The sequence below is a fragment of the Mucilaginibacter sp. R-33 genome, assembly GCF_049949235.1.
Classification (GTDB): domain Bacteria; phylum Bacteroidota; class Bacteroidia; order Sphingobacteriales; family Sphingobacteriaceae; genus Mucilaginibacter.
The window spans coordinates 2,406,673-2,430,555 of the sequence record NZ_CP188089.1 but is presented as its reverse complement, the minus strand read 5'-3'; the positions used below and the strand labels follow the sequence as shown (position 1 = coordinate 2,430,555).

The 23,883-nt window shown below is 41.5% G+C and carries 22 protein-coding genes; 13 read left to right on the top strand and 9 right to left on the bottom strand.

Going from position 1 to position 23,883, the window contains the following annotated elements; genetic code table 11:
• The first annotated feature begins 38 nt into the window (after positions 1-38).
• Positions 39-542 (top strand): DUF4126 family protein, encoded by a 504-nt coding sequence (locus tag ACP26M_RS10245; protein ID WP_426588535.1) that lies wholly within the window; start codon positions 39-41, stop codon positions 540-542.
• On the opposite strand, the gene ACP26M_RS10240 is transcribed toward ACP26M_RS10245, so the two are convergent.
• Positions 521-1,648, bottom strand: a complete 1,128-nt coding sequence (locus ACP26M_RS10240; protein ID WP_426588533.1) for a mechanosensitive ion channel family protein — start codon at positions 1,646-1,648, stop codon at positions 521-523. The two genes, ACP26M_RS10245 and ACP26M_RS10240, sit on opposite strands and share 22 nt — an antisense overlap.
• A gap of 176 nt (positions 1,649-1,824) precedes the next feature.
• On the opposite strand from ACP26M_RS10240, the gene ACP26M_RS10235 reads away from it, so the two are divergent.
• Positions 1,825-2,442 carry a TetR/AcrR family transcriptional regulator gene (locus tag ACP26M_RS10235; RefSeq protein ID WP_426588531.1) on the top strand — a complete coding sequence of 206 codons (618 nt, stop codon included), beginning with the start codon at positions 1,825-1,827 and terminating at the stop codon, positions 2,440-2,442.
• 220 nt (positions 2,443-2,662) lie between these two features.
• On the opposite strand, the gene ACP26M_RS10230 is transcribed toward ACP26M_RS10235, so the two are convergent.
• From ACP26M_RS10230 to ACP26M_RS10220, 3 genes are all read right to left on the bottom strand, one after another.
• Entirely contained in the window at positions 2,663-3,076 is a 414-nt protein-coding gene (locus ACP26M_RS10230) for an OsmC family protein (RefSeq protein ID WP_426588529.1), read from the bottom strand.
• Positions 3,077-3,201: 125 nt separating this feature from the next.
• Complete coding sequence (locus ACP26M_RS10225; protein ID WP_426588527.1) at positions 3,202-3,573, bottom strand: hypothetical protein; 372 nt, start codon at positions 3,571-3,573, stop codon at positions 3,202-3,204.
• Positions 3,574-3,694: 121 nt separating this feature from the next.
• On the bottom strand, positions 3,695-4,942 hold the full coding sequence (locus ACP26M_RS10220) for a nucleoside recognition domain-containing protein (RefSeq protein ID WP_426588526.1): 1,248 nt from the start codon (positions 4,940-4,942) through the stop codon (positions 3,695-3,697).
• Positions 4,943-5,026: 84 nt separating this feature from the next.
• Between ACP26M_RS10220 and ACP26M_RS10215 the strand changes: the two genes are divergently transcribed.
• The 6 genes from ACP26M_RS10215 (at position 5,027) to ACP26M_RS10190 (ending at position 10,216) form a co-directional block, all read left to right on the top strand.
• The gene (locus ACP26M_RS10215) at positions 5,027-5,461 is read left to right on the top strand and encodes a DinB family protein (RefSeq protein WP_426588524.1); all 435 of its coding nucleotides are present in this window, start codon (positions 5,027-5,029) and stop codon (positions 5,459-5,461) included.
• Positions 5,461-5,877 (top strand): DUF3052 domain-containing protein, encoded by a 417-nt coding sequence (locus ACP26M_RS10210; RefSeq protein WP_426588522.1) that lies wholly within the window; start codon positions 5,461-5,463, stop codon positions 5,875-5,877. Before ACP26M_RS10215 ends, ACP26M_RS10210 begins: the two co-directional genes overlap by 1 nt.
• 80 nt (positions 5,878-5,957) lie before the next feature.
• Positions 5,958-6,386 (top strand): OsmC family protein, encoded by a 429-nt coding sequence (locus ACP26M_RS10205; protein ID WP_426588520.1) that lies wholly within the window; start codon positions 5,958-5,960, stop codon positions 6,384-6,386.
• 29 nt (positions 6,387-6,415) lie between these two features.
• Positions 6,416-7,255 carry a maleylpyruvate isomerase N-terminal domain-containing protein gene (locus ACP26M_RS10200; protein WP_426588518.1) on the top strand — a complete coding sequence of 280 codons (840 nt, stop codon included), beginning with the start codon at positions 6,416-6,418 and terminating at the stop codon, positions 7,253-7,255.
• Between the two features lie 310 nt (positions 7,256-7,565).
• Positions 7,566-8,942, top strand: coding sequence for an OmpA family protein (locus ACP26M_RS10195; RefSeq protein ID WP_188831848.1), 1,377 nt, complete (start codon positions 7,566-7,568; stop codon positions 8,940-8,942).
• Positions 8,943-9,448: 506 nt separating this feature from the next.
• A complete protein-coding gene (locus ACP26M_RS10190) occupies positions 9,449-10,216 on the top strand; it encodes a hypothetical protein (RefSeq protein WP_426588516.1) in 768 nt (255 codons plus the stop codon).
• Positions 10,217-10,281: 65 nt separating this feature from the next.
• On the opposite strand, the gene ACP26M_RS10185 is transcribed toward ACP26M_RS10190, so the two are convergent.
• From ACP26M_RS10185 to ACP26M_RS10165, 5 genes are all read right to left on the bottom strand, one after another.
• Positions 10,282-11,145, bottom strand: coding sequence for an alpha/beta hydrolase (locus ACP26M_RS10185; protein ID WP_426588513.1), 864 nt, complete (start codon positions 11,143-11,145; stop codon positions 10,282-10,284).
• A gap of 4 nt (positions 11,146-11,149) precedes the next feature.
• Positions 11,150-12,766: a carboxylesterase/lipase family protein gene (locus tag ACP26M_RS10180; protein WP_426588511.1), complete on the bottom strand. Its 1,617-nt coding sequence runs from the start codon at positions 12,764-12,766 to the stop codon at positions 11,150-11,152.
• Between the two features lie 211 nt (positions 12,767-12,977).
• Positions 12,978-13,781, bottom strand: a complete 804-nt coding sequence (locus ACP26M_RS10175) for a hypothetical protein (RefSeq protein WP_426588509.1) — start codon at positions 13,779-13,781, stop codon at positions 12,978-12,980.
• 31 nt (positions 13,782-13,812) lie between these two features.
• Positions 13,813-14,856 (bottom strand): EamA family transporter, encoded by a 1,044-nt coding sequence (locus tag ACP26M_RS10170; protein ID WP_426588507.1) that lies wholly within the window; start codon positions 14,854-14,856, stop codon positions 13,813-13,815.
• A 32-nt stretch (positions 14,857-14,888) separates the two neighbouring features.
• On the bottom strand, positions 14,889-15,374 hold the full coding sequence (locus ACP26M_RS10165; RefSeq protein ID WP_426588505.1) for a TQO small subunit DoxD: 486 nt from the start codon (positions 15,372-15,374) through the stop codon (positions 14,889-14,891).
• Between the two features lie 82 nt (positions 15,375-15,456).
• Between ACP26M_RS10165 and ACP26M_RS10160 the strand changes: the two genes are divergently transcribed.
• The 5 genes from ACP26M_RS10160 (at position 15,457) to ACP26M_RS10140 (ending at position 23,847) form a co-directional block, all read left to right on the top strand.
• Entirely contained in the window at positions 15,457-16,950 is a 1,494-nt protein-coding gene (locus ACP26M_RS10160) for a PLP-dependent aminotransferase family protein (RefSeq protein WP_426588503.1), read from the top strand.
• A gap of 1,096 nt (positions 16,951-18,046) precedes the next feature.
• Entirely contained in the window at positions 18,047-19,306 is a 1,260-nt protein-coding gene (locus ACP26M_RS10155) for a heparan-alpha-glucosaminide N-acetyltransferase domain-containing protein (RefSeq protein ID WP_426588501.1), read from the top strand.
• A 761-nt stretch (positions 19,307-20,067) separates the two neighbouring features.
• Entirely contained in the window at positions 20,068-21,912 is a 1,845-nt protein-coding gene (locus ACP26M_RS10150; RefSeq protein ID WP_426588499.1) for a glycoside hydrolase family 9 protein, read from the top strand.
• An 18-nt stretch (positions 21,913-21,930) separates the two neighbouring features.
• Entirely contained in the window at positions 21,931-23,064 is a 1,134-nt protein-coding gene (locus ACP26M_RS10145) for a redoxin family protein (protein ID WP_426588497.1), read from the top strand.
• A 24-nt stretch (positions 23,065-23,088) separates the two neighbouring features.
• Positions 23,089-23,847, top strand: a complete 759-nt coding sequence (locus ACP26M_RS10140) for a ThuA domain-containing protein (RefSeq protein ID WP_426588495.1) — start codon at positions 23,089-23,091, stop codon at positions 23,845-23,847.
• The last annotated feature ends 36 nt before the right edge of the window (positions 23,848-23,883 follow it).

Here is a 23,883-nt window from a genome sequence, read left to right as displayed (position 1 = left end):
TGTATTTATGGTTCTTTATGCAAACGTTTATCACAGCCATGAAACTTGAAATATCAAAACCGCTTTGGCCGGTAATAGGCCTTGGTACATTAGCCGGTATGCGTACCTTATCTGCCCCTGTTGTAACTACGCATGTATTAAGTCATCATCCATCAAAGCAACTTGAAAAATCACCGCTAAGGTTCATGCAATCAACAACCGTGGCTGCTGTTTTAAAGATCTTATCGGTTACTGAAGTTATTGCGGATAAATTACCTTCAACTCCAAACCGTATAGAACCCGCCGGGTTAGCGGCAAGGGGGCTATCAGGTGCTTTGGCCGGCGCAAGTATTTATAAAGCTGTTGGCGGTAAAGCATTAACCGGAGCACTGATAGGAGGGGCAGTGGCAGTAGCAGCCACCTACGGAAGCTACTTCCTGCGAAAAAACACAGTTAAGGCAAATCATATTGCCGACCCATTAATTGGCGCGATTGAAGATGCTTTGGTAATAGGATCGGGTTTTGGCTTAAGCAAGCTGATTTATGCCCCGGTTGCAGGCTGAACATATTTTTCAAGCTCTCCCAGGTTGCTGATCTCGTTACGCGAGCGGGGCAGGCTGTCGGGATAATTCTTTTGAATAAAGGTTACCAGGTTTTCGCGGATATAGCAACGCAGGTCAAAAGCATCTGATGAGGTACGGGAACTCATTAGTACCCTGATCTCGATAGTGTGTTCTTTAACATCAGTTACCTGTACTACTTTAACCCGTTTATCCCATAAGTTTGATTTAACTATCAGGCGTTCAAATTCTTCGCGTATAGCATCAACCGGGACTGTGTGGTCCATGTACAAAAACACGGTACCCAAGATATCTGCCGACGTACGTGTCCAATTTTGGAAGGGCTTTTGAATAAAATAATTAATGGGCAGTATCAACCTCCGCTCGTCCCAGATCTTTAAAACCACGTAAGTGAGGGTGATCTCTTCCACGCGCCCCCATTCGCCCTCCACAACCAAAACATCATCAATGCGGATTGGCTGCGTAAAAGCGATCTGGAAGCCTGCGAGTAAATTACCCAATGAGGTTTGCGCGGCAAAACCAACTATGATACCACCAATGCCAACGCCGGTAAGCAAACCCGTACCTATCTTACGCATACTTTCAAAACTAAGCAGGATAATGGCTATAGTTAAAAAGATGATGGTTACTACAATGATCTTACGGATAAACTGGATCTGTGTCCGCACCTTACGTTCTTTAAGGTTATCTACTTTATTAAGATCATAAGCGTGATAAATATAATCTTCCAGGATCCGTACAGAACGTACAAGCAAGCCTGCAAATGATATGGTAAGCAAAATCTCGATAGTTTTATCGAAGGGCTGATAGTAGAGTTTGTTCATCCTCATCAACGGCGAAAACAGGTTGAGTATGAATAAGGGTATAAAATAAGCCACTGCCGGTCCCAGGTTTACAATTATTGATCGCAGGATAGAATAATCAGTATCCTTTCGCCGGGCATACACTTTAAATAACCTGGTTATGATAAATTTGGTAAAAAGGCCTATGAGTATCGCCGAAACGATAATGATCAGGTTCCAGGCAACAGAGGGGATCTGTTGTGAAAACTCAAGCAAATCGGGCGGCAGTCTGGTTTCTATATCCATAATCACATGCTTCTTTCCCGTATAAAATAGTTGGAATGTAAAATTGTTTTAGCAAATGACCTGTGAGCGGGTGTTGCTACATTTATTTAATGAATTTTTGATAGTTTTGTTAAAAAAGTCAGGAAATCGATTGTATTGACTTGTTTGTTTACCTGTTTTTAAGCAAAATTTTTCACATGGCAGCAGCGAATGACCAGCAGGATATTAAAAGGGAGAAAATTTTAGAGGCCTCGCACCAGCGCTTTTTACATTACGGTTATTCTAAAACTACGATGAATGAAATAGCAGGTGATCTTTCCATGTCGAAAGCCCTGTTGTATTACTATTTTCCCGACAAAAGCCAGCTGTATATCGCTGTAATGCGTAAACTCGCCACCGATTATCTTAAAACGCTCGAAAACAGGTTAAATAGTTTTGCCAATTTAAAAGATGCTTTTACTTTCCAGGTAAATACCCATCACGAGTTTATTGTTAATAATTACAATTTTTTTGATTTTTTCAGGCTCAATGAGCAAAATCTTCCCGAGGCCATCTGGCAGATAGTTGGCGAGGTACACAGCGCCGAACTGGGCCTGTTAAGCAATGCTATTAAAACAGAGGTTGAAAAAGGCGCTATAAAGCCTGTGGAAAACCCTGAAGAAGTTGTTGATGTGTTGATGGACGCTTTACATGGCATCAGGGTTGGTGCCATATCTCAAAAGAAAACTAACTTCCCCCGTAAAGAGCATCTTGAAGAGATCCATACCAAGAAACTGCTCCTGCTCGATATTTTTATCAAAGGGTTAATGGCTTAAAGTCATTTGAAAGTATAAATAGGCTGTACTGTCAGTTAGCCGTCAAATGAACCATCTGTTGAGCACTGCGGCTATTATTTATAGGTACATTTGTACTCACAAATAGTTTAATAGCCAGGTAATTACCTTTCTGTTTAAATTATTTTACTTACTTCTTTTTTTAAGAGGTGATTGTTTTAGAGTGATTTAGCCTGCGTAGCTTTTTGCCGCGCGGGCTTTTTTATGTGCTGATAACAGTGTTAATATCAATATTGCCAACCAGTATTTTATGAACCGGACAGGCATTAGCTATTTTAAGCAGGCGGTCTCGTTGCTCATCGCTTACTTCGCCTTTAAAGCTAAGCCTGGTTTCAATATATGTGCCGGTTAACGTCTTAAACATGTCAACATCGGCTTTAATTTCTTCTATAGGCCACATTTTGCGGTTGATGTACATACGTAGGGTGATCACAGTGCAGCTTGCAAGGCTCGCCAGTAACAAGCTAAACGGGTTCATGCCTGTATTACTGCCTTCGGCTTCAAGGGGTTCATCGGTTATAAGGCCATGCCCACCGCTGTTAACTACTGTTTGATATTGGGAGCGCCCTATAAGCGCAGTAGCTGTTTCTATCAACTCATTTCCGGTTTCTTCCATAAGGCGTTTAAATAGAGTATCGTTATTAATAAATTAAGCTTAGTCCTAAGGCATGAGTTCTAAGTATAGAAAAGCAAAAAAACAGATTGGCGACTTCCGACTCTATACTATCGACTTACCTTTCTTTATTCGGATGTTTCGTTAATATCAACCAGGTTCCAGTTCTTTTTCAGAAATTTGGGGCCGCCGTTATATTTCAGGATCACTTCAAAATTGGTACGGTTTGTTTCACCCTGGCTATCTGTTGAAAGAACATACGATTTGATAATAAAAACAGAGTCGGCCTTTTTTCCAAACTGGTATTTATCGTCGGGAAAGGAGGGATTTCCATCGCGGATAGTTGGAGTTACAAATTCCTTCGCAATTTTATAAGCGTCATCGGCATTAGGCATTTTGCTAAATGAAAGCACCTCCGTAACACCGCCAGATATGGCAAACTTTACCATAATAAAAATAAATACTATACCAGCGATGATAATGGCGTATACGCCTTTCATAGCACGTTTTTTTTTAAGCTGCTTTTCTTGAAGATAAGTTTGAGTCATTAGTTTATAAAGGGTGCAATAAAAGTAGCAATTTAATTGATGAATAAAAGTCACCCCTTTTTATATGTAGTAATTATGGCTGATGACCAAAGAATAGATAAGCAATAAATATAGCCGCAATAACGCCGGCCAAATCGGCTATAAGCCCGGCAGGAATAGCGTAACGTGACTTTTTAATGCCCACCGAACCAAAGTATAAGGCAACGATATAAAAAGTAGTATCTGCCGAGCCATTAAAGATCCCAGCCAGTCTACCTGCAAATTTATCTACACCAAAATTTTGCATTATCGTTATCATCATACCTTTTGAACCTGAACCACTAAGTGGTTTTAAGTAAGCCACGGGCATAGCATCTACAAAGCGTGTATCTAAATTAAACTGAACACAAACCCAGCGTAACCCTTCATTCATATAATCTAACGCGCCGCAATTCCTGAACACGTTGATCCCAACCAGCATAGCCACCAGATAGGGAATTATCTTTACTGAGGTTTCAAAGCCGCCTTTAGCGCCCTCTACAAAAACTTCAAATACGTTTACCTTTTTTATAAGGCCGCCCACAATAAATATTACCGGTATAGTAAACAGCATCACATTACTGATAACAGATGATACCGTACTGATCTGCTCTTTGGTTAGCTGGGTGGTAAAATACCATACCACCAACGTGATAAAAGCAGTTACACCGCCGAGCCAGGCAATAATAACCCTGTCAAAAAGGTTGATCTTCTGTTTGATAGCTACCGCAATGAGGCCAACTACTGTGGCTACATAGGTGGCAATGATGCAGGGTAAAAACACTTCGGCGGGATCTTTCGAGTTGAGTATTGCCCTTTGCGCGATAATGGTAACCGGCAATAATTGCAGGCCCGATGTGTGCAGTACCAGGAACATGATCTGGGCATTTGAGGCAGTTTCTTTATCAGGATTAAGTTCCTGCAGGCTGCCCATAGCTTTTAAACCGAGCGGGGTAGCGGCATTATCAAGCCCCATTAAGTTAGCCGAAAAGTTCATCATCATTTGGCCCGTAGCCGGATGATCTTTAGGTACATCCGGGAATAACCGGCTAAAAAATGGTCTTACTATCCGCGATAAAAAGTTAATAGCACCTGCTTTTTCACCAATATTTAAAATGCCGAGCCAAAATGCCATTGAACCTATCAGCGGGAGAGCAATATCCATTACCGACGACTTGGACGAATTAAATAATCCTTCAACCAATAATTTGAAAGCTTCCGTATCGCCAAAAAAAACTAATTTTATGAGTGAAACTACAAATGCAATTACAAAAAAAGCTATCCAGATATAGTTAAGCGCCATAGTAATGTTTAAGGCTTTGAAGTTAGCGCTTTTGTAGTTTAATATGAAATGCTGATATTTTTATCCTACCCATAAAATAAATAAATGAACGATACAGTTAATAAACTCAACGGAATTATAAATAACGTAAAACAACTTAAAGGCCGGAATATTGACTGGGCTTACAAAGCATCTCCGGCTAAATGGTCAAAAAAAGAGGTGATCGGTCATTTGATCGACAGCGCTCAAATTAACCTGCAGCGTTTTGTGCGCTGCACCTATGAAGAAAACTTCAGGCTTACCTATGAGCAGGTAGAGTGGGTTGCCGCTGCACGTTATCAAGATGCTGATATTAACGAATTAATAGATCTTTGGGCATTATTAAACCTGCAAATTGTACGGGTATTAACAAATTACCCGCCCGGCAGGTTAAGCGCACGTTGTGACAACAGCAAACAGGAACCTAACCTACAAACCGTTGAATGGCTTGCGGCCGATTATGTTGACCATATGTTGCATCACCTCAAAGATATACTGTAATGGCAGGTTATTCGGGCACTCCATTGGAAAAAAAGCTGGGTATAAAGGCTGGGGCAAAGCTTATGCTGATAAATGCACCCGCCTATTACCTTGATCTGTTTACAGACATGCCTCCTGATGTTTATTTTGCAGATGAAGGTTCGTTTGAGAATGATATAATTCATTTATTTAGTAAACGTGTTGATGAATACCGGGCTAAGCTGCCCGAACTGATGAATCAAATAAAACAGGATGGCATGATCTGGATATCATGGCCCAAAAAAGCTTCAAAAGTAGTTACTGATATTACGGAGGATCTGATCAGGAACTTCGCTTTGCAGATTGGTTTAGTTGATATCAAGGTTTGCGCGGTTGATGAAATTTGGTCGGGGTTAAAATTGGTTATACCTGTTAAGGACCGAAAATATACAGCATAGGTCATTTTTGGTTAAACAACGGTAGCGAGTTTTAGCATAAGCGCTTAATTGTATAACTTAGCGCAATAATACCTGATAATATGGCTCAGATTGAATTAAAACGTGTACATGGCGATTTTGGCTTTGAAGCTGTTGACGCCAACGGGCACACCGTAAAAATGGACAGCAGTCCGGAAAGTGGCGGCCAGGATTTTGGCATCCGCCCAATGCAGATGCTTTTAATGGGCCTTGCCGGCTGCTCGGCGATTGACGTGATCAGTATCCTGAAAAAACAGCGCCAGGAAATAACCGATTATAAAATGGTGGTTAACGGCGAACGTGAAGCAGGTAAAGAACCTTCATTGTGGGAAGATGTGGATATCGAATTTCATATCTACGGTAATGTTGAAGAAGATAAAGCCGTACGCGCGGCCGAACTTTCTATCAATAAATATTGCTCGGTTGCTGCAACACTTGCAAAAGCCGGTGCCGAAATTAAGTGGAAAGTAATTGTTCACCCTGCTGAATAATATATTTTATTACGCATTAAAAATATAAAATGGCGGAACAGGAAATACCTATTAAAATAGTTCACCTGTTCCCCCTTTTGGATAAAAAGCTAATAGAACTGCTTAGATCCTTATCAACCGACGACTGGAACAGGCCTACATTAGCAAAACTTTGGACAGTAAAAGATATTGCCGCTCATTTGCTTGATAGTAACATACGCGTCATTTCTTCGTCTCATCAATTCGCAGGCGATCCTCCTTCAAATCTCATTAATAACTATAGTGATTTAGTTGATTTTTTGAATGGATTAAACGCTACCTGGGTAAAAGCTATGAGGCGTGTAAGCCCGCAGTTGCTTACCGATCTTTTAGAAACTACAGGCAAACAATACAACCAAATGATGGCTGCTGCTGATTTGTTTGCGTCTGCACCATTTTCAGTAGCCTGGGCAGGTGAAGATAAATCTGTTAACTGGTTTCATATAGCCCGTGAATACACCGAAAAATTTCATCACCAACAACAGATCCGTGAAGCAGTAGGCAAACAAGGTATTCTAACTGCCGAATTGTTTTATCCCTGCATCGATACCTTTATGTGTGGACTGCCGCATGCATATCGTACGGTCAGCGCAAACACTGGTATGCTAATTCGAATTACTGTAACTGGCGAAGCCGGAGGTAACTGGTATCTGCTTAAAATGGCTGATGGCTGGACACTCACCAAAAATGCCGGATCTGTGCCGGATACTATAGTAACTTTATCGCCTGATATTGCCTGGAAGGTTTTCACCAAAGGCATCGATCCGCAAACGGCATTGGAGGCATCCAATATTAGCGGTAATATTAACCTGGGCGAAAACTTGTTTAATATGGTTGCTGTGATGGCTTAACAACCATTTTGTTTAATTACTCTTTAACTGTACAAAACTGTATTCTTTTTAACTCATTAACCAATTTATACAAAAAGTTAAGAATTTGGTTGTGATTGCCTGTTTAAAGCAACCTTAATCGCGTTATAAAAACATAAGCACTTGACTTAGTTAATCAGCATTTTATCTCAAATTTCATATGCTTTTTTTGTTTGATTAGCCTGCCTTTTGGCCATGGGCTTTCTGGTTTAATAAATATTGATGGCATCAATGTTGGATTACCCGGTGTACGTTTTACTTGAATGTTAAACGTATAATTAAATATATAGATATGAAAACAAATTTAAAAAAAGCCTCATTGCTTCTTACAGGAGTTATGATTGGCAGTAAATTATTCGCTCAGTCAACAGATACCTCAGCTACAGCAAAAGATTACGTGAGGCCCTTTTCGGGCGGTGGTGAACTGCGTACCTGGTCAATAGGTGTACATGGTGGTTTGTTAACCCCTTTTACCATATTTGGACGCAATAACAGGCAGGATTTTACCAGCCCAACTGAACAGTTTGGTTACGGCGGATACATTAAAAAACAAATATTGCCATCTTTAGGCTTACAGGCCGACTTCCTTCGCGGTAAATTAACTTCATCAAACAGTCAGCCTAACGCAGCAGGTACTTCTCCCTATGATTCATACTCTACTAAATTAAACTGGTCGGCAGCTTTAAGTGCTAACATTACGCTGGCTAATATCAACTGGCGCCATGAAAAGCCATTTATTCAGCCTTATTTAACCGCGGGTGTTGGTAATTTGAACTATACGCCGAGGATTACCCCTGTTGGCGGTCAACAGGAAAACTTTAAGAAAACCGATAATGGCCATATCAACGAATTGTTTATCCCGGTTGGCTTAGGTTTGAAATTTGACCTTGCACCAGGTATAAACCTTGATTTAGGTTACCAGGTTAACTTTGTACAGGCCGATAACCTTGACGGATACAAATATGGTGCAGGTGATGACAGGTTTTCATACGCACATATTGGTTTAGAGTTTGCCCTTGGTAATAAGAAAAAACATCAGATGGCAACTCATAATCCCGTATCGTCAATGCGTACAGAGTACCAATGGGAAAACCAGCGTACACGCGCCGAACTACAGCAACAGATTGACGCTGAAAAAGCTAAAAACGCGCAGCTGGCCAGCGATCTTGCAACAACCAATGCCAATCTTGCCAAGTTAACTACCGACAGCGACGGAGACGGTGTTGTGGACGTAAACGATAAATGCCCTAACACACCAGCCGGCCAAAAAGTTGATGGCTCAGGTTGTCCTTTGGCTAAACCGGTAGTGTATGTTACTGAAGAAGATAAGAAAGTGGTTAAAGACGCTATCAAAAACCTTGAGTTTGATTTGGGTAAAGCTACCATTCGTGCGCATTCATATCCAAGTTTGGATAGGGTAGCACAGTTATTAGTTGATAAAAACTTTAGCCTGAAACTTGCTGGCCATACTGACAATACAGGTTCGGCTGATTTAAACATGCGTTTATCAAAAGATCGTGCTGAATCGGTTAAATCATACCTCGCAAGCAAAGGTGCAAATCCATCGCGTATTGAAGCAACCGGCTATGGTCAAACACAGCCAATAGCTACAAACAAAACAGCTGCAGGCCGTCAGGCTAACCGTAGGGTTGAATTTACCTTGTATTAACAAAGGTTGTTAAACCTTAAATAAGTAAAAAGCTGCTCAATTGAGTGGCTTTTTTGCTTTCATATTTAGCAACCAAACCAGGGATTGTTTGAATAGGCAGGATTTTAATCGATTCGCCAATACCATCATCCCGTCTAATTTCTTGTAGCAGGAGCGGGTAACGGTTGTGATACCAGGGAATCGTTAACAGCGATCAAGTGTTGAGTATGTGCGCTCAATTTTGTTGCAAATTGATATGTATTAATTTATCCGTGACATTTATAAGCAACGTTATTTAATATCAGTGTAAATTAAAACAAAGTCATTTTAAAGATTACTCAACATAACCGTTTATTGCAGCGGGTGGTGAATAATATCCGCTTTTCAGCTAAAGGTTAAAGTTTATACACTGCCAGCACTCATGAGCATATCAAACTGACTTTTTTATGACTTTTTTAATTACAAATTAAGAAACAGCTCTTGTTATCACTTGTTCAAATCATACATCTCATTATTATAAATTAGCTATGAAAGCAATCCTGGTAGTTCACAATCTCAAAAAAGAAAGCAATTATGCACTTACTTATGCCGGTAATTTAGGTGATAAATTAAAAACCAAAGTAATTGTTATGAACACGGTACCCGAGCCGATGAGTGTTCAGCAATCGGATGCTACTACGCAGGATATATTTGATGATGAGGATTTCAGTTTTAAAGATCAAAATAAAGGCACCGAAAAGATAGTTTTCCTTAACTATCTGGATACTTTGGGCATGTCGCTCCACGCAAGCATAGCTAAATATGATATAGGTTTAATTATCAAAGGGGTTAGCGGAACCGCGAGAGAAATTAATGAACAGCTTGTGCCTGTTTTAAATCATTCGTGCTGCCCCTTACTGGCTGTTCCGGAAGGCGCGTCATTCAATATTACCAATATGGGATACCTTGCCGATCTTCGTTATGCCAAAAAGGACATTGTAAGTTTTTTAAGTAAAACGAGTGAAGCTATGGGAGTAAAGGCGTCGCTTTTTAATATAACTGAATCGGGATTACCCCATATGCATAATGATTATGCTGATGCTGTGTTCAGGCAAATGTTCGCCGGTTCAAGGCTGAACCTGGTGAATATTAAAGAGCGAAATATTATGAAAACCGTTGATGTGCTGGCCAATATAATGCGGGTTGATTTCTTTGTATTGAGTAACCGCAGCTCACAATTAAATGGGTTATGGGATTGGGAGAATATGGAGAATGAAGAACATGCCCACCTACCGGCGCTTATCTTCCCATGCTGAAAACAGTGTAAATATAAAGGGAAGATACTGTGATCGATCTTCCCTTTATATATTCAATAAGCCTTTTATAAAACGTAAACACCATTTGTTTTCAGTACTTTACTGAAAAACAATAAATGCCCGGGCAATGCATTTTGCCAAAACTCCCAGGTATGGCCTCCCGGCTGTTCGCTATAATCATGCGGGGTATGGTTGTAAACCAGTCTGCGGTGTAATTCACGGTTTGGCTCAAGCAAAAAGTCATCAACTCCTATATTAATAACCAATGGCAGCCCGTTTTTCCTGATCTGATCTGCCATGTTCACAACAGAATATTGCAGGTAAGTATCCGGCGTCATAGGCCCCCAAATTTTATCAAGCATTTTGGTAAGCATCTCAAACCTTTCGGGAGGGAGTTTCCAGGTGGTCATGTTTGGGTCGAGCGCTCCGCTCATACTCCCTGCTGCTGCAAAAAGTTCCGGATGCCTGGCTGAAAGATACAACGCGCCAAATCCTCCCATAGATAGGCCGGTGATCAGTCTGCCTTTTTTATCGTTAACCGTGCGGTATTTGCTATCGATAAAAGGAATCACTTCCTTAATAATATAAGTTTCAAACCTGCTGTTAGGATCAATCGGGCTATCAACATAATAACTAAAGATTTCACCTTCGGGCATTACAATAATAATGTTGTATTGATCAGCAAGATCTTTTACCAGTGATTTATCAGGCGTTTTTTGCAGCCAGTCGTCAAAATGGCCATAACCTCCATGCAGCAGGTACAACACCGGAAAATTGGCTTTGCTTTTTGCATATGCCTTCGGAAATGCAATAGCCGCTTTATAAGTTTTGTTCATTGCCGCGCTTGGGATCTGCACCGTATCGACTTTGGCTGCAAAAACCCATATGCTGCTAAACAGGAGGGCAAATATTAAAGCTACTCTTCTCATTTACTTATGGTTTTGGTGCAGCGGCTACTATTTTTAATAATTCATTGTCAGGGTGGTTTTTAACTATGCATTGGTTATCCAGTATCATAGTTGCACCATTTTCGGCAGTGTATGCAGGCCATTTAGGTAACGACGATGTATTAGGGTTACCTGTTTTGGCAAAATTTATCCATGCGCTGCTTATTTTATCAGCAAGGGCATATGCTTCCTTACCACCGCCGGTCATTTCCTGGCAGCGTGCAATGTTGTTAAACTGGAAAGCTATATCCATACAGTGCATGGCTTTATACATGCCTCCATTTACGGGCGATTGCCAGGTAAACAGGTACATATACACCGGGGCCGCGCCACTAACAGCCTTTTCATTGGCTTGTTTAATGGCTAATGAGCGGAAGTTAAATTCGATGTCGGTAAATTCTGATGGTTTTGAAATTGTTGGATACGCTTTTTGCGCCGCGGCGATGTAAACATCGGTTTTATCACCATATTTTTTTTGAAGACTGGCTTTTAATTCATCCATAGTTTGGCTTTTAGGGCCGGGGATAAATGGAGCGAATTCGTTTTTGGTTGTACCTACCAGTAGCGGAACATTTTTCGACAGTTCTTTAGCTGCCGGATCCGATGGTTGGTAAGGAAGAAAATCGCCGTCTAAAGCGGGTCCCCAGCCGTTCATGGTTTTGCCCTCTTTTTTCAACTCAGCCGAAACTTTGCGCATGGCTTTTTTACCCGCTTCGTTCAATACATCGTACGGCAGTTTTTGAAGCGAATCAACTTGTGACGGCTGCAGGTGAAGTTCTTCTAGTAGTGCAGCCGCAACTTTTTGAGTAACCGGCTTTTCGTTGAAGCTGGTAATATAGCTGCCGCTTTCAACAATGGCATTTTTAAATAGACCTTTTACTGACGGCGCGTTCATCAAACAGGTAACCTTACCGCCACCACCCGACTGCCCAAAGATGGTCACATTATCAGGATCGCCGCCAAACTGGGTTATATTTTGTTTTACCCATTCCAGGGCCAATTTCAAATCGAGCAGGCCCGCGTTTGCAGCCCCCTTATATTTATCCCCATAGGCTGAAAGATCAAGAAAGCCCAAAATGTTTAACCGGTGATTTACCGATACCAGTACCACATCTCCCTTTTTAGCCAGGTTTTCACCGTCATATGATGGAAGTTCAATTGATGAACCGGCAGTAAAGCCGCCACCATGCAGCCAAACCATTACCGGGCGTTTTTTGCCATCGTTCAGTTTCTGTGTCCATACATTGAGCGACTGGCAGTGTTCATTTGAATAACCCAAATCATGCTGAAAGGCAAATTCAAATTCGTCGTTAACAGTTGTGGTTGGATCGGTAGGACAAACGGGACCGTAAGTTTTTGAACTGCGTACATCTGTCCATGGCGCAGGTTTTTCGGGCGCCATAAAGCGGTCGGCTTTGGCGTAGGGGATACCTTTAAATGTAAAAATGCCATTGTGAAGATAGCCTTTTACTTTTCCGCTTTCGGTTGATGTTACAGCCACATCGTTCCCGGCAACAACTGGTTCGTTGCTGTTTTGGCAAAACGCCGTTACAGGTAAAAAGCAAATGAGTAAAAGCAGCATGAGGGTACTGTTTTTTTTCATGATTGTATTTGGTTAAATTGGTTTACACTTCGCGATCCGAAACTGGCTTCCGGAATTGAAAGATAGTTAATTACCGATTAATTGGAGAGGATGTTTATCCAATGGCAATAGCTATTGTGTAAATATAACACAATGAATTAACCAAATACAACTATATCATACTTTTTACTTTAAAAAAATTTCAGCTGAAAACGTAGTTAATTTAATATAATTATAATCCATAGCTATCCTTATATCGCTGCATCGAAGTTTCAAATATTTCCATCGCGTTGCCCTCGATATCCTGGTTTTCAAATGCTCCATACACAGTATCAAAATTAAGCATGGATGCTTTTTGATATGCTTTGACAAATTCTTCCTTGGCGAGTAATATAATATTAGGATAGCTGTACATAATAGCCATATGCCGTTTGCTTCTGGCTATATTAAAGGTATCACCACAAAGCATAGTTCCGTTGGGTGTAAAGCCTGCAATGTGCAACACACAGCTGCCCGCAAAATGACCGCCGATATGTACTACGCTTATGCCGTCCCAAAGTTGTGTGGTGTTACCACCCCATAAGTAGATATACGGAGAATTAAAAGGTACCCATTCGGCGTCATTTTGGTGGATATAGATTGGGCAGCCAAATTCGGCGGCCCAGTCATTCATATTACTATAATAATGCGGATGTGAAAACGCGATAGCTTTTAATCCGCCTTTAGCCCGGATAAATTCAATTGTAGCATCATCCAGGTACGGAATACAATCCCACAAAATGTTACCTCCCGGAGAGATAAGGAGCAGGGCCCTTTGGGCAATTGCAAAGTCTGGTTGTATTTTGAGTGCATACAGATGTTCACTTAACTGTGTTATTTTGATGGTGCGGTTCTTAAGTTCGGCTGCCGTATTCCATTGCTGTCCACTCTCCGGAATGTATTGTCGATCATCTGTACAGATCGGGCAAAACTCCGGCACGGCGGGATCGGCTAAAAACTGGGTGCCGCATGTGCTGCATATGATGGTTTTGTTCATAGTTTTATAAAGTTTATTTAGGGAGATGGTTTTAGATTCGGTAAGCAATTTTTGCCAATGCTTTGATCTGTCTCAAATCGGAAGCCGGGTTGAGATGGTTGCAGTTACCCGCATGTTCAATTGTTTCGGTCACAGGCTTTTTTAACTTAAGCTTCCCATACTTTGAAAGATTTACAAGCAATACGCTGAGCAAGATCACAATTAACCCCAAAAGCTGCATTAACGAAATACTTTCATGTGCAAAGCAAACCCCAAGTAATACGGCGATAACCGGATTTACATACGAATGAGTGCTCACCTGCGTTGCAGGCCTTACCTGCAGCAGCCATACATAAGCGCTGAATGCCCCAATTGATCCGAATATGATAAGGTAAACGATGGCCATCCACGACTGAGCCGGAACGGTAGCGAAGTCAAATCCGTTAAACTCCTGGTGAATAATGGCAGCCGGTACAAAAGCCAAACCGGCAATGATCATTTGCCAGGATGTATTTACCCTCGCCGGAGCTGTACCACCCCGCTTTTTTGAGTATAATGATCCTGCCGACCATGCGACAGGGCCTGCCAGCAGCAATAGTAATCCTGTTAATTTAGCATGCCCCATAGTACCGGTAACCGATTTTAGGAAAGCTTCGCCAAAAAGGAGCAGGATTCCTGCAAAGCCGATGATGAGGCCGAATATGGTCGATTTATTTTTGAGGTTTACCCGCCAGTTAGCTTTATCTAATATGATGAACCATATCGGGTTCACAGAAACCATAATGGCAACCATGGCACTGGGGATATTGCGCTCGACCCAGATCACTATACCTGTAGCTACGAATAAGGTAAGCAGCCCGCAGATACCAGAGGTGATGATATCGCGCTTAACAAATATGTTGTCGCCCTTAATATAGCACCAGCCAAGTAATAAAATACCCGCGCTGAAAAAACGCAATGCACCCATCAGCATAGGAGGGAAGCCCTGAATAGCCATTTGTATAAAGAAATAGGTTGAACCCCATACTATATAAACAGTAGCAAAGGCTATGATCACTAAAAGGGGTGATGCTTTTGTATTTGCTGTAGTCGCCATGATTATTTATTGGTTAAAGATATTTGCTGATTTTAATTGGTTTGCAATGATTGGTAAGCCGTAAGCTTTTTGTTCACAATACGTGAGGCGAACCATTTATCTAAGCTCCATGAATATTGGGACGTCCCGGCCAGCAGAAAGCTTGCGGCGCTCAAAGTAAAAACTGAATAACCCAAAGGCGATTCTATGCCGAAGGAAGTTGCCATCGCGATAGCAAAACATAAACTGAGGATACCGCTGCTAATAGCTGCCATGCGGGTGAATAAGCCAAGGATGAGTAATAAGCCAAAACCACCTTCGCTAATGGTTGCAATAGTTGCCAGCGGATTTATGATGCCATCGGGCAGGAAACTCATTACCTGTTTGGCATAGGCAATAAAATGTTTCCAGTCGCCCCAGCCAACGTGTGGGTGACCATTTGGACCCAATAAGCCGAGGCGGTCGGCTACTTCCCACAGGTAGCTTACTCCAATGGCTACTCTCAGGTATATGGATGATATTTTTTGATTGAGTTGCATAAGTTTTATTTTTTGATGATCAAAAATACCGTGCTTTTGGACTATACTTGTAGTCCAGAAAACATATTAAAGATAGTCCAGAATGATGCTCATCGAAAGTTTATTAAGTGTAGATAAAAGCAGCCAGGTGCCCGTGTATTTGCAAATTAGCAACGGCATTATCAATTATATCAGGCAGGGGACCTTAAAACCAGGCTCTGCACTTCCTGCCAGTCGTGTGTTGGCAGCATCGTTAAACGTACATCGTAAAACAGTAGTAGCTGCTTATGACGAACTTTATGCGCAAAGCTGGGTTGATGTTATAGCGCGTAAGGGGATTTACGTAGCTAAAAACCTGCCCGATGTTGCACCCCGGCCTATTGAAAAAGCTGTTCTGAAACATAGCTTGCCAAATAAAACCTCGTTCAACGTTGATGACAATAGGATCAACCCTCAGCGCATGTTTGTGGATATGCCTGATGGCAATATTACGTTTACCGAAGGGTTTCCCGATACCCGCATTGCGCCTGTCGACCTGATGGTGCGCGAATACAGACGGATGGCAGGTTATCATTTTACGCATAAATACCTGATGTACGGGCTGGAGCAGGGTTCCGAAAATTTAAGGAACGAACTTGCCCGTTTTTTGGGTGAAACCCGTGGCTTGCATGTAACACCTAATGATATTTTAATAACTAAAGGCGTTCAAATGGCACTTTACCTGTGCGCGCAGGTACTGATTAATAAAAATGATATTGTAATTGTAGGTAATCCAGGCTACAGTGGTGCAAATGAGGTGTTTGAGCAAGCGGGCGCCCAGTTGGAATTTGTTCCTGTGGATGAACATGGTATTGATATTAATGCCGTTGAGACTATTTGTAAAGCACAAAAGGTACGTATGCTGTACGTGGTGCCGCATCATCATCAGCCTACTACAGTAACGCTGAGTTCGGAGAGGCGTATGCGTTTACTCGAACTGGCAGTAAAATATCAGTTTGCCATTATTGAAGATGATTACGACTTTGACTTTCATTATACAAGCGGCCCTATTTTGCCACTGGCCAGTGCCGATTATTATGGCAATGTAATATATGTAGGTTCATTTTGCAAAACCATCGCGCCGGGCATTCGCATTGGCTTTATGGTTGCGCCGGCTAATTTTTTATTACAAGCCACCCGCTTACGCAGGTTGATTGACCGCCAGGGGGAGCACCTGTTAGAAGAAGCTATGGCAAGTTTATTAAAGAACGGTGACATTAGCAGGCACCTGAAAAAAGCCAATAAGCTGTATCACGAACGGCGGGATATTCTTTGCAAATTACTGCAGGAGCAATTGGGCGATTATATTTCCTTTAAAATACCATGTGGCGGTTTTGCCATATGGGTTAAATACCTCCATGATCTGGACACTGCCGTTGTTTCAGAAAAAGCTAATGAACTGGGGCTGTCTATAGGTGCGGGGCATGACTATTATTATGATAAAACATTTAAACACAGCTTTGTAAGGATAGGGTTTGCCTCATTAAACGAAAAGGAAATGCATGAAGCAGTAAATATCTGGAAAAATGCCATTCTTAAATGCCTTCCAAAAGTTTAAAAGTTTGGCATAGGGGATTAAACGCTATAATAGGATGAATTTGTTGATATGATGTCATACTTTGGCAGTTACTGTCATGCTTTTAAGTTAGAGATTTTCTGCCAAAATTTGCGTTTGTCATGCCGGTGACAAATTGTCGGTTAATTTTTTTAAAAAAGCTAAGACCTCTAATATGTAAAAATCAGGGAATAGTTTTTTTAGAAAAAAAAGTTTGGCGATGAGTTTTTATAGCCGCAAAGCAGGCTAAGAAATTAATGAGCGAAATATTTTTCTCCAAAAATAAATTTGTGCTTGTTTGCTCGCTTTTTTTTAAATAATTCGGCAAAAAACAATTTTTCGGCTTTTTTTGCCCCGATTTAAGCTCTTTCTTTTTCGTTAAGCGCAAAACTCTGGGTTAAATTTAATAAACGCCAGTTTTTGAAGGTCGTTTCAAAGAAAAAATCAATTTTGAAAATGACGTTTTTAGGCTTAAAGTATTGATTTATAGGGCGTGTTTTTTAATGGCATGTTTTTAGCCTAACTGGTGGCAGGAATGATACAATTGTTCTTGCATCCCTGCCACAGCATGCCTGTAGGAACGGTTGTATTTCCTCAAAACATTGTTAGTTCAGTAATTAAAACATTAAAAAAATTAAAGTTATGTTAACCGTATTAGAAGTTGCCCTTTTCTTAGCTGTTATTATCGTTCCATTAATCCCTGCAAGAAAAACTGCAAAATAATTGGACATTAAAACCAGTTAATGAATGGGCGGCCTTTGGTTGCCCATTTTCGTTTTCATACCATTTGTGACCGGTCGTACTCAATGCTAACCAATCCGCTCCCTGTTTTTTCCGTCGCTTCCAAACCTCCTTCTTTCCCACTTCGCTGCTATTTTTATTTATGTACAATATTACCTATAGTAGTAGTGATGTAGTGCCGTAATAAAAGCATCAGATCATGCTATCGGATAGTTTTGTGCATAAATGATCCATTGGATTTATACCAGTGCCTTATAAACGAGGTTGGCATTGGCATGTACGGCGATAATATTTTATCTATCGCAAGCCATAATTCACTATTTTCCGTAAAAATTAAATGAAAACCCTCATATAAAATATGCAGCAATTACCCAAACGCCTTTTATCAATAGATGTATTGCGTGCGATTACTATGCTCCTGATGATATTTGTTAACGATGCGGGCGGTGTACAGCATATTCCCGAATGGATAGACCACGCCAAAGGTTTTGAAGACAGGATGGGTTTTGCTGATACTATTTTTCCGGCGTTTTTGTTCATTGTGGGCTTGTCGTTACCATTTGCTATTAATAACAGGATCAAAAAGAGTCATAGTGCCAGACAGGTCTTATTTTATATCCTGGTGCGCAGTGCGGCGCTGCTCATTATGGGTTTTTACCATGTAAACCTTGAAGAATATAATTCATCGGCGGCATTAATTCCGAAGGCTGCATGGGCACTGGTTATTACTATGGCATTCTTCCTGATCTGGCTTGACTATCCGGAATCTATGGCAAAGACTAAAAGATATGCCTTGCAGATATTAGGAATTGCTATGCTGATATTCATGGCGGTGATTTATAAAGGCGGCGAAGATGGCGAGGTTCGGGGTATGGAGCCTTCATGGTGGGGAATATTGGGTTTGATAGGATGGGCATATTTGGTTTGTGCTTTGATATTTTTCGCAGTTAAAGGCAAATTGAATAGCCTTATCGTAGCATGGATAACGCTTGCCGCCATTAACATTTTGGCGCACTCCATATTAAAGGTAAACGTGTTGCACGACGAAACGATGGTAACCATTGCAGGAAAAGATGTTACGGGCAGTTTCCTCGGCAATGCTATTATCTTTTTAAAACCGTTTTGGATAATCAACGATGCATCGACCATGACTTTAACCATGGGAGGTGTGGTGATATCAGGTATTTATGCCAAATTGGTTGAGCAGGGTAAAACACAACGCATCTGGGTCACACTGACTGTCGTCGGTATTTTATTCCTGATAGCAGGTTTTGCTTTAAGGCCTTATACCGAGGGTATTTCCAAGATTCGTTCAACACCCGCCTGGGTATTCATTTGTTCGGGAATTACCACGTTAGCTTTTTTGATGCTGATATATATGGTTGATGTTAAAGGAAAAATAAATGCCTTTAACTGGATCAAACCGGCAGGTACCAGCACACTAACCTGCTACCTGATCCCGTATTTCCAGGTGTTTACACTGGAGCTGTTCCAAATTAACTATCCCGATGTTATCAATAACGGGTTTCCAGGGCTATCGCGCTCTTTTCTGACGGCTGTGATCATCGTTTTATTTGTTGGATTACTTGAAAAGAAAAGATTACGCTTAAAAATTTAATTATTATACACACCTAAAATCTCGTGACAACAATTTCATCATTATTGTAACCCCGGTTGGTGAATATGTCAGGAGATGTTGGTGATAAAATGAATACTTACTTGATACGGCTATCAGGCACTTGGATTAAAAGAACCTTAAAAGCATCTTCAAAAGAGGCCCCCTGGTTTATCAAGCGGCCTCTTTTAGGTTTAGGTTGATTATAATAAAAGCTACTAATTATAATTGCGTTCTTTGGCATAATCAGCAATCAATGCACTTGCATTGGCGTCAGGCAAAATCTCGCAATTAGGATGCAGCTATACTCTATACTACTGATGCAGTGATGTCGTACTTACACGGCCAGGAATAGCCTGTTTAACAATTTAATTTTATGGCCGGCCCTGTAGGTTATGTTTCATAACGGGTTTATATAAGAGATAAAATTTTATATTCTGCAATTATCAGCCAAACCTTACTCAATTGCTATTTTAAAGCCACTACAAAACCACTACTATCGTGTTATCGATAAAGTGCTACGTGGTCATTAGCCCCAAGTCGTAGTTTCTAAGCACAGAATATTAAAAACGACTTTTTACTTCCCATTTAGTACTGTTGCCGGGTAGTCGGCGAAGGTGACTTTGTAACAAATTGAGGTGTTTAATCACGGTAGAGCTAATGTAGTGGCACAAAAATATCTGGCCAAAAATTAATCTTTTAGCTTTGACCTGCATTGCAAAACCATCATGCTTAAACCGCAGGGCAATTCCTTAACTTTATATATGAGTCGGAAAAAATACATCAATATCCTGTTTAAGGCCACTGCCTTGTTTTGGTTCGGTCTGCCGTTTTTTGCAGAAGCCCAAAATATTAAAGTGGTAACCAATCACGTTGGTTATGAAGATAACAAGGCAAAACATGCCGTTATAGTTGCCGACAGCCGTCTTACATTTACATCATTTAACCTCGTTGATGCAGATAAGGGTAAAACTGTATTTACCGGAAATATCTCTTACAGCGGCCCGGTTGACAAATGGAAAAATTTTGAGTTTTGGACGCTTGATTTCAGCAGTTTTACTGTGCCGGGGACTTATAAAATTCAATTCACTTCACCTAAAGGAGTAATTTCATCATACCCTTTTATCATTGGCAAAAATGTGCTTGAAAAAGCTACTATATCCGATGTAATATATTACTTTAAAGGGCAGCGCAGTTCGGGCCTACTGGATAAGGCCGATCATCATCTGGTATTACCCGGCACAATGGATACTATTGACGCGCACGGCGGCTGGTATGACGCCACCGGCGATTATGGCAAGCATTTGTCGCATTTATCATTTTCCAATTATTTTAACCCGCAGCAGATCTGTTTAACAGCGTTTAGCCTGTTTAAAACATATGAGCTGCTAAACGCTCGCCCGGGAACTGATTTTCGCCAGTTTAACCGCAGGATTTTGGATGAAGCCATGTATGGAGCTGATTATTTAGTGCGGATGCAGGCTAAAAATGGCTCATTTTATCGCTCTGTATCATCGCCCGGCCCCGGGAAATTGCCTAAGGATAGAGTGATCCAGGCAAACGAAGGCAATTACCGGATTAAACAAACCAAAGACCAGTCATTTACCAAAACCACCTCAGGCAAAAACTGGCGTGCTTACCAGACCAGTTACCGATCGGGTGGAGGGATTGCTATTGCGGCGCTGGCTATGGCTTCGGCTTATCAAACATCGGGTGAGTTTAGTAATGCGGATTACCTGAAAGCTGCCGAAAATGCTTTTGCCTTTCTGGAAAAGGAAAATCCGCAAATGGACTACGATAAAAAAGAAAATATCCTTGATGACTACTGTGCCCTGAGTGCCGCTACCGAATTATACAAAGTAACTCACAAGGAAATATATAAAACCGCTGCCGAAAAGCGTGCGAGCAACTTGCTTAACCGCCTAACCACCTGGAACAAATACCAAAACTTTTGGCGCGCCGATGATAAGGACAGACCTTTTTTTCATCCATCAGATGGTGGCTTCCCTGTAATAAGCCTACTGTACTATTATCCTTATGCTTCTGCGGATTTGCAGCCAAAGATCAAAACAGCAGTAAGAAAGTCAATGGAATTTGAGTTGACCATCACTCATGAAGTAAACAATCCCTTTGGCTACAGCCGCGAACTGGTGCAGGATACACTGGGCAATCGACATAGTGCTTTCTTTTTCCCGCATGGCAGCGACGCTTCGCCCTGGTGGCAGGGCGAAAACGCGAGATTAGGCTCAGTAGCCACCGCTGCACGAATGGCTGCTAACCTGTTTAAAGATGATAAGACTTTCCATGACCAGCTTTCCGGCTTTGCGATAGATCAACTGAACTGGATCCTGGGCCTGAACCCCTTTGATGCCAGTATGCTGCAGGGTACAGGGCATAATAATCCGACTTATGGCTTTTTTGGCACCTTTGAATATACCAACGCACCGGGCGGTATTGTAAATGGCATTACTTCAGGGTTTGATAATGAGGATGATATTGATTTCAATATCCCTTATGCAGTATCAGGTAAAGATTCCGACTGGCGCTGGGCCGAGCAATGGCTTCCACACACGGCCTGGTACCTGCTGGCACTATCAACGAGTGATTAATTGTAAACCATATCTACTATGAAGGAGTTTAAGATCAGTTTGTGTTTCATCTTCGGGTTACTGATGGTTTTGCCGATGTTTTCTTTTGCCTTTGATGAACATAAAACACTGGCCACAGGAGCAACGGCGCCCGATTTTAGTCTGCCCGGTATTGATGGCAAAACTTACACTTTGCAATCATTCAGAAATGCTAAAGTGTTAGTTGTGGTTTTTATCTGCAACCATTGCCCTACCTCGCAGGCTTATGAAAGCAGGGTGATCAAACTGACCAGCGACTATGCATCAAAGGGAGTTGCTGTGGTAGCAATCAATCCCAATAACCCCGCCTCACTGCGCTATGATGAATTGGGCTACAGTGATTTAGGCGATTCATTTGAAGAGATGAAAATACGTGCGAAAGATAAAGGCTTTAACTTCCCATACCTGTATGATGGCGAAACCGAATCAGCTTCCAATAAATATGGCCCGGTTGCTACCCCTCATATTTTTGTTTTTGATAAAGACAGGAAGCTGCGTTACAATGGCCGGATAGATGATATGGAAAACCCTGCCAAAACACCCAAATCATTGGATGCTCGTAATGCTATTGATGCGGTACTTGGAGGCAAAGAAATAGCAGTACCCGTTACCAAAACTTTTGGCTGCTCGGTTAAATGGGCCGAAAAAAAGGATTGGATAGATAAGGCGCAAATTCAATGGGCAAAGGAGCCGGTAAAACTTGATACCATTAACGCCAGCGTAATTGCAACAGTGGTAAAAAATCATTCGGACAGGTTAAGGCTTATCAACCTTTGGGCTACCTGGTGCGGCCCTTGCGTTGCGGAGTTTGACGATCTGGTTACCCTAAACAGGCTTTACCGCGACAGGGGCCTTGAATTTGTAAGCATCAGCGCTGATGACCCGGCTAATAAAGATAAAGCTTTGAAGTTTTTACAACGCAAGCAGTCATCAGGTATCAACTACATTTATACAGGCGATGACAAATATAAAATGATAGAGGCAGTAGATCCTAAATGGAATGGAGCTTTACCTTATACCATGCTGATTGACCCGGATGGGAAGGTCGTATACAGCCACCAGGGCGCCATTGACTTGGAGGAAGTTAAGAAAGTGATCTGGAATAACCCGATGATGGGCAGGATCTACAAATAAATCATCAACCCAAAAATCATCGATATGAAAAAAATAGCCCTGATCTTCAATTTTTGCCTGTTAACCATTATCAGCGCTTGGGCACAAAAGGCCCCGCGTTTTAAAGTAATAGCCCTGTATGAAAACGGGGGGCATCATATTGAGTATTCAAAAGTGGCAAAAGTATGGCTGGATAAGCTGGCTGCTGACAGTAATTTTTCTGTCGATTATATTCAAAGTACTGATAGAATTAATGATGCTTTTTTATCTAATTATCAATTATTTATCCAGCTGGACTACCCGCCGTATGCCTGGAAAGAAAAAGCCGTAAATGCGTTTGAAAAATATATTGATGAGGGTAAAGGAGGCTGGATAGGTTTTCACCACGCAACTCTGCTGGGCAAGTTTGATGGTTACCCGATGTGGAACTGGTTCTGGAATTTTATGGGGGGCATCCGCTACAAAAACTACATAGCTACATTTGCCAAAGGTACTGTCAATATCGAAGATCAAAGCCATCCGGTAATGAAGGGTGTATCACCAGCTTTCCTGGTTCAGAAGGAAGAGTGGTACACTTATGACAAAGATCCAAGGCCTAATGTACATGTGCTGGCCTCGGTAGATGAATCAACCTATGAACCTAAAGACGGCATTACCATGGGTGACCATCCTGTAGTATGGATTAACCCCGGAAAAAAAGCCCGTAACGTTTACATCTTTATGGGACACTCGCCTGTGCTTTTTGATAGTAAGGATTATACTAGGCTTTTCAGCAATGCGATATTCTGGGCCGCCGGAAAATAAATACGGAGTTAACCGGAATTGAGTAAAAGCATTTTT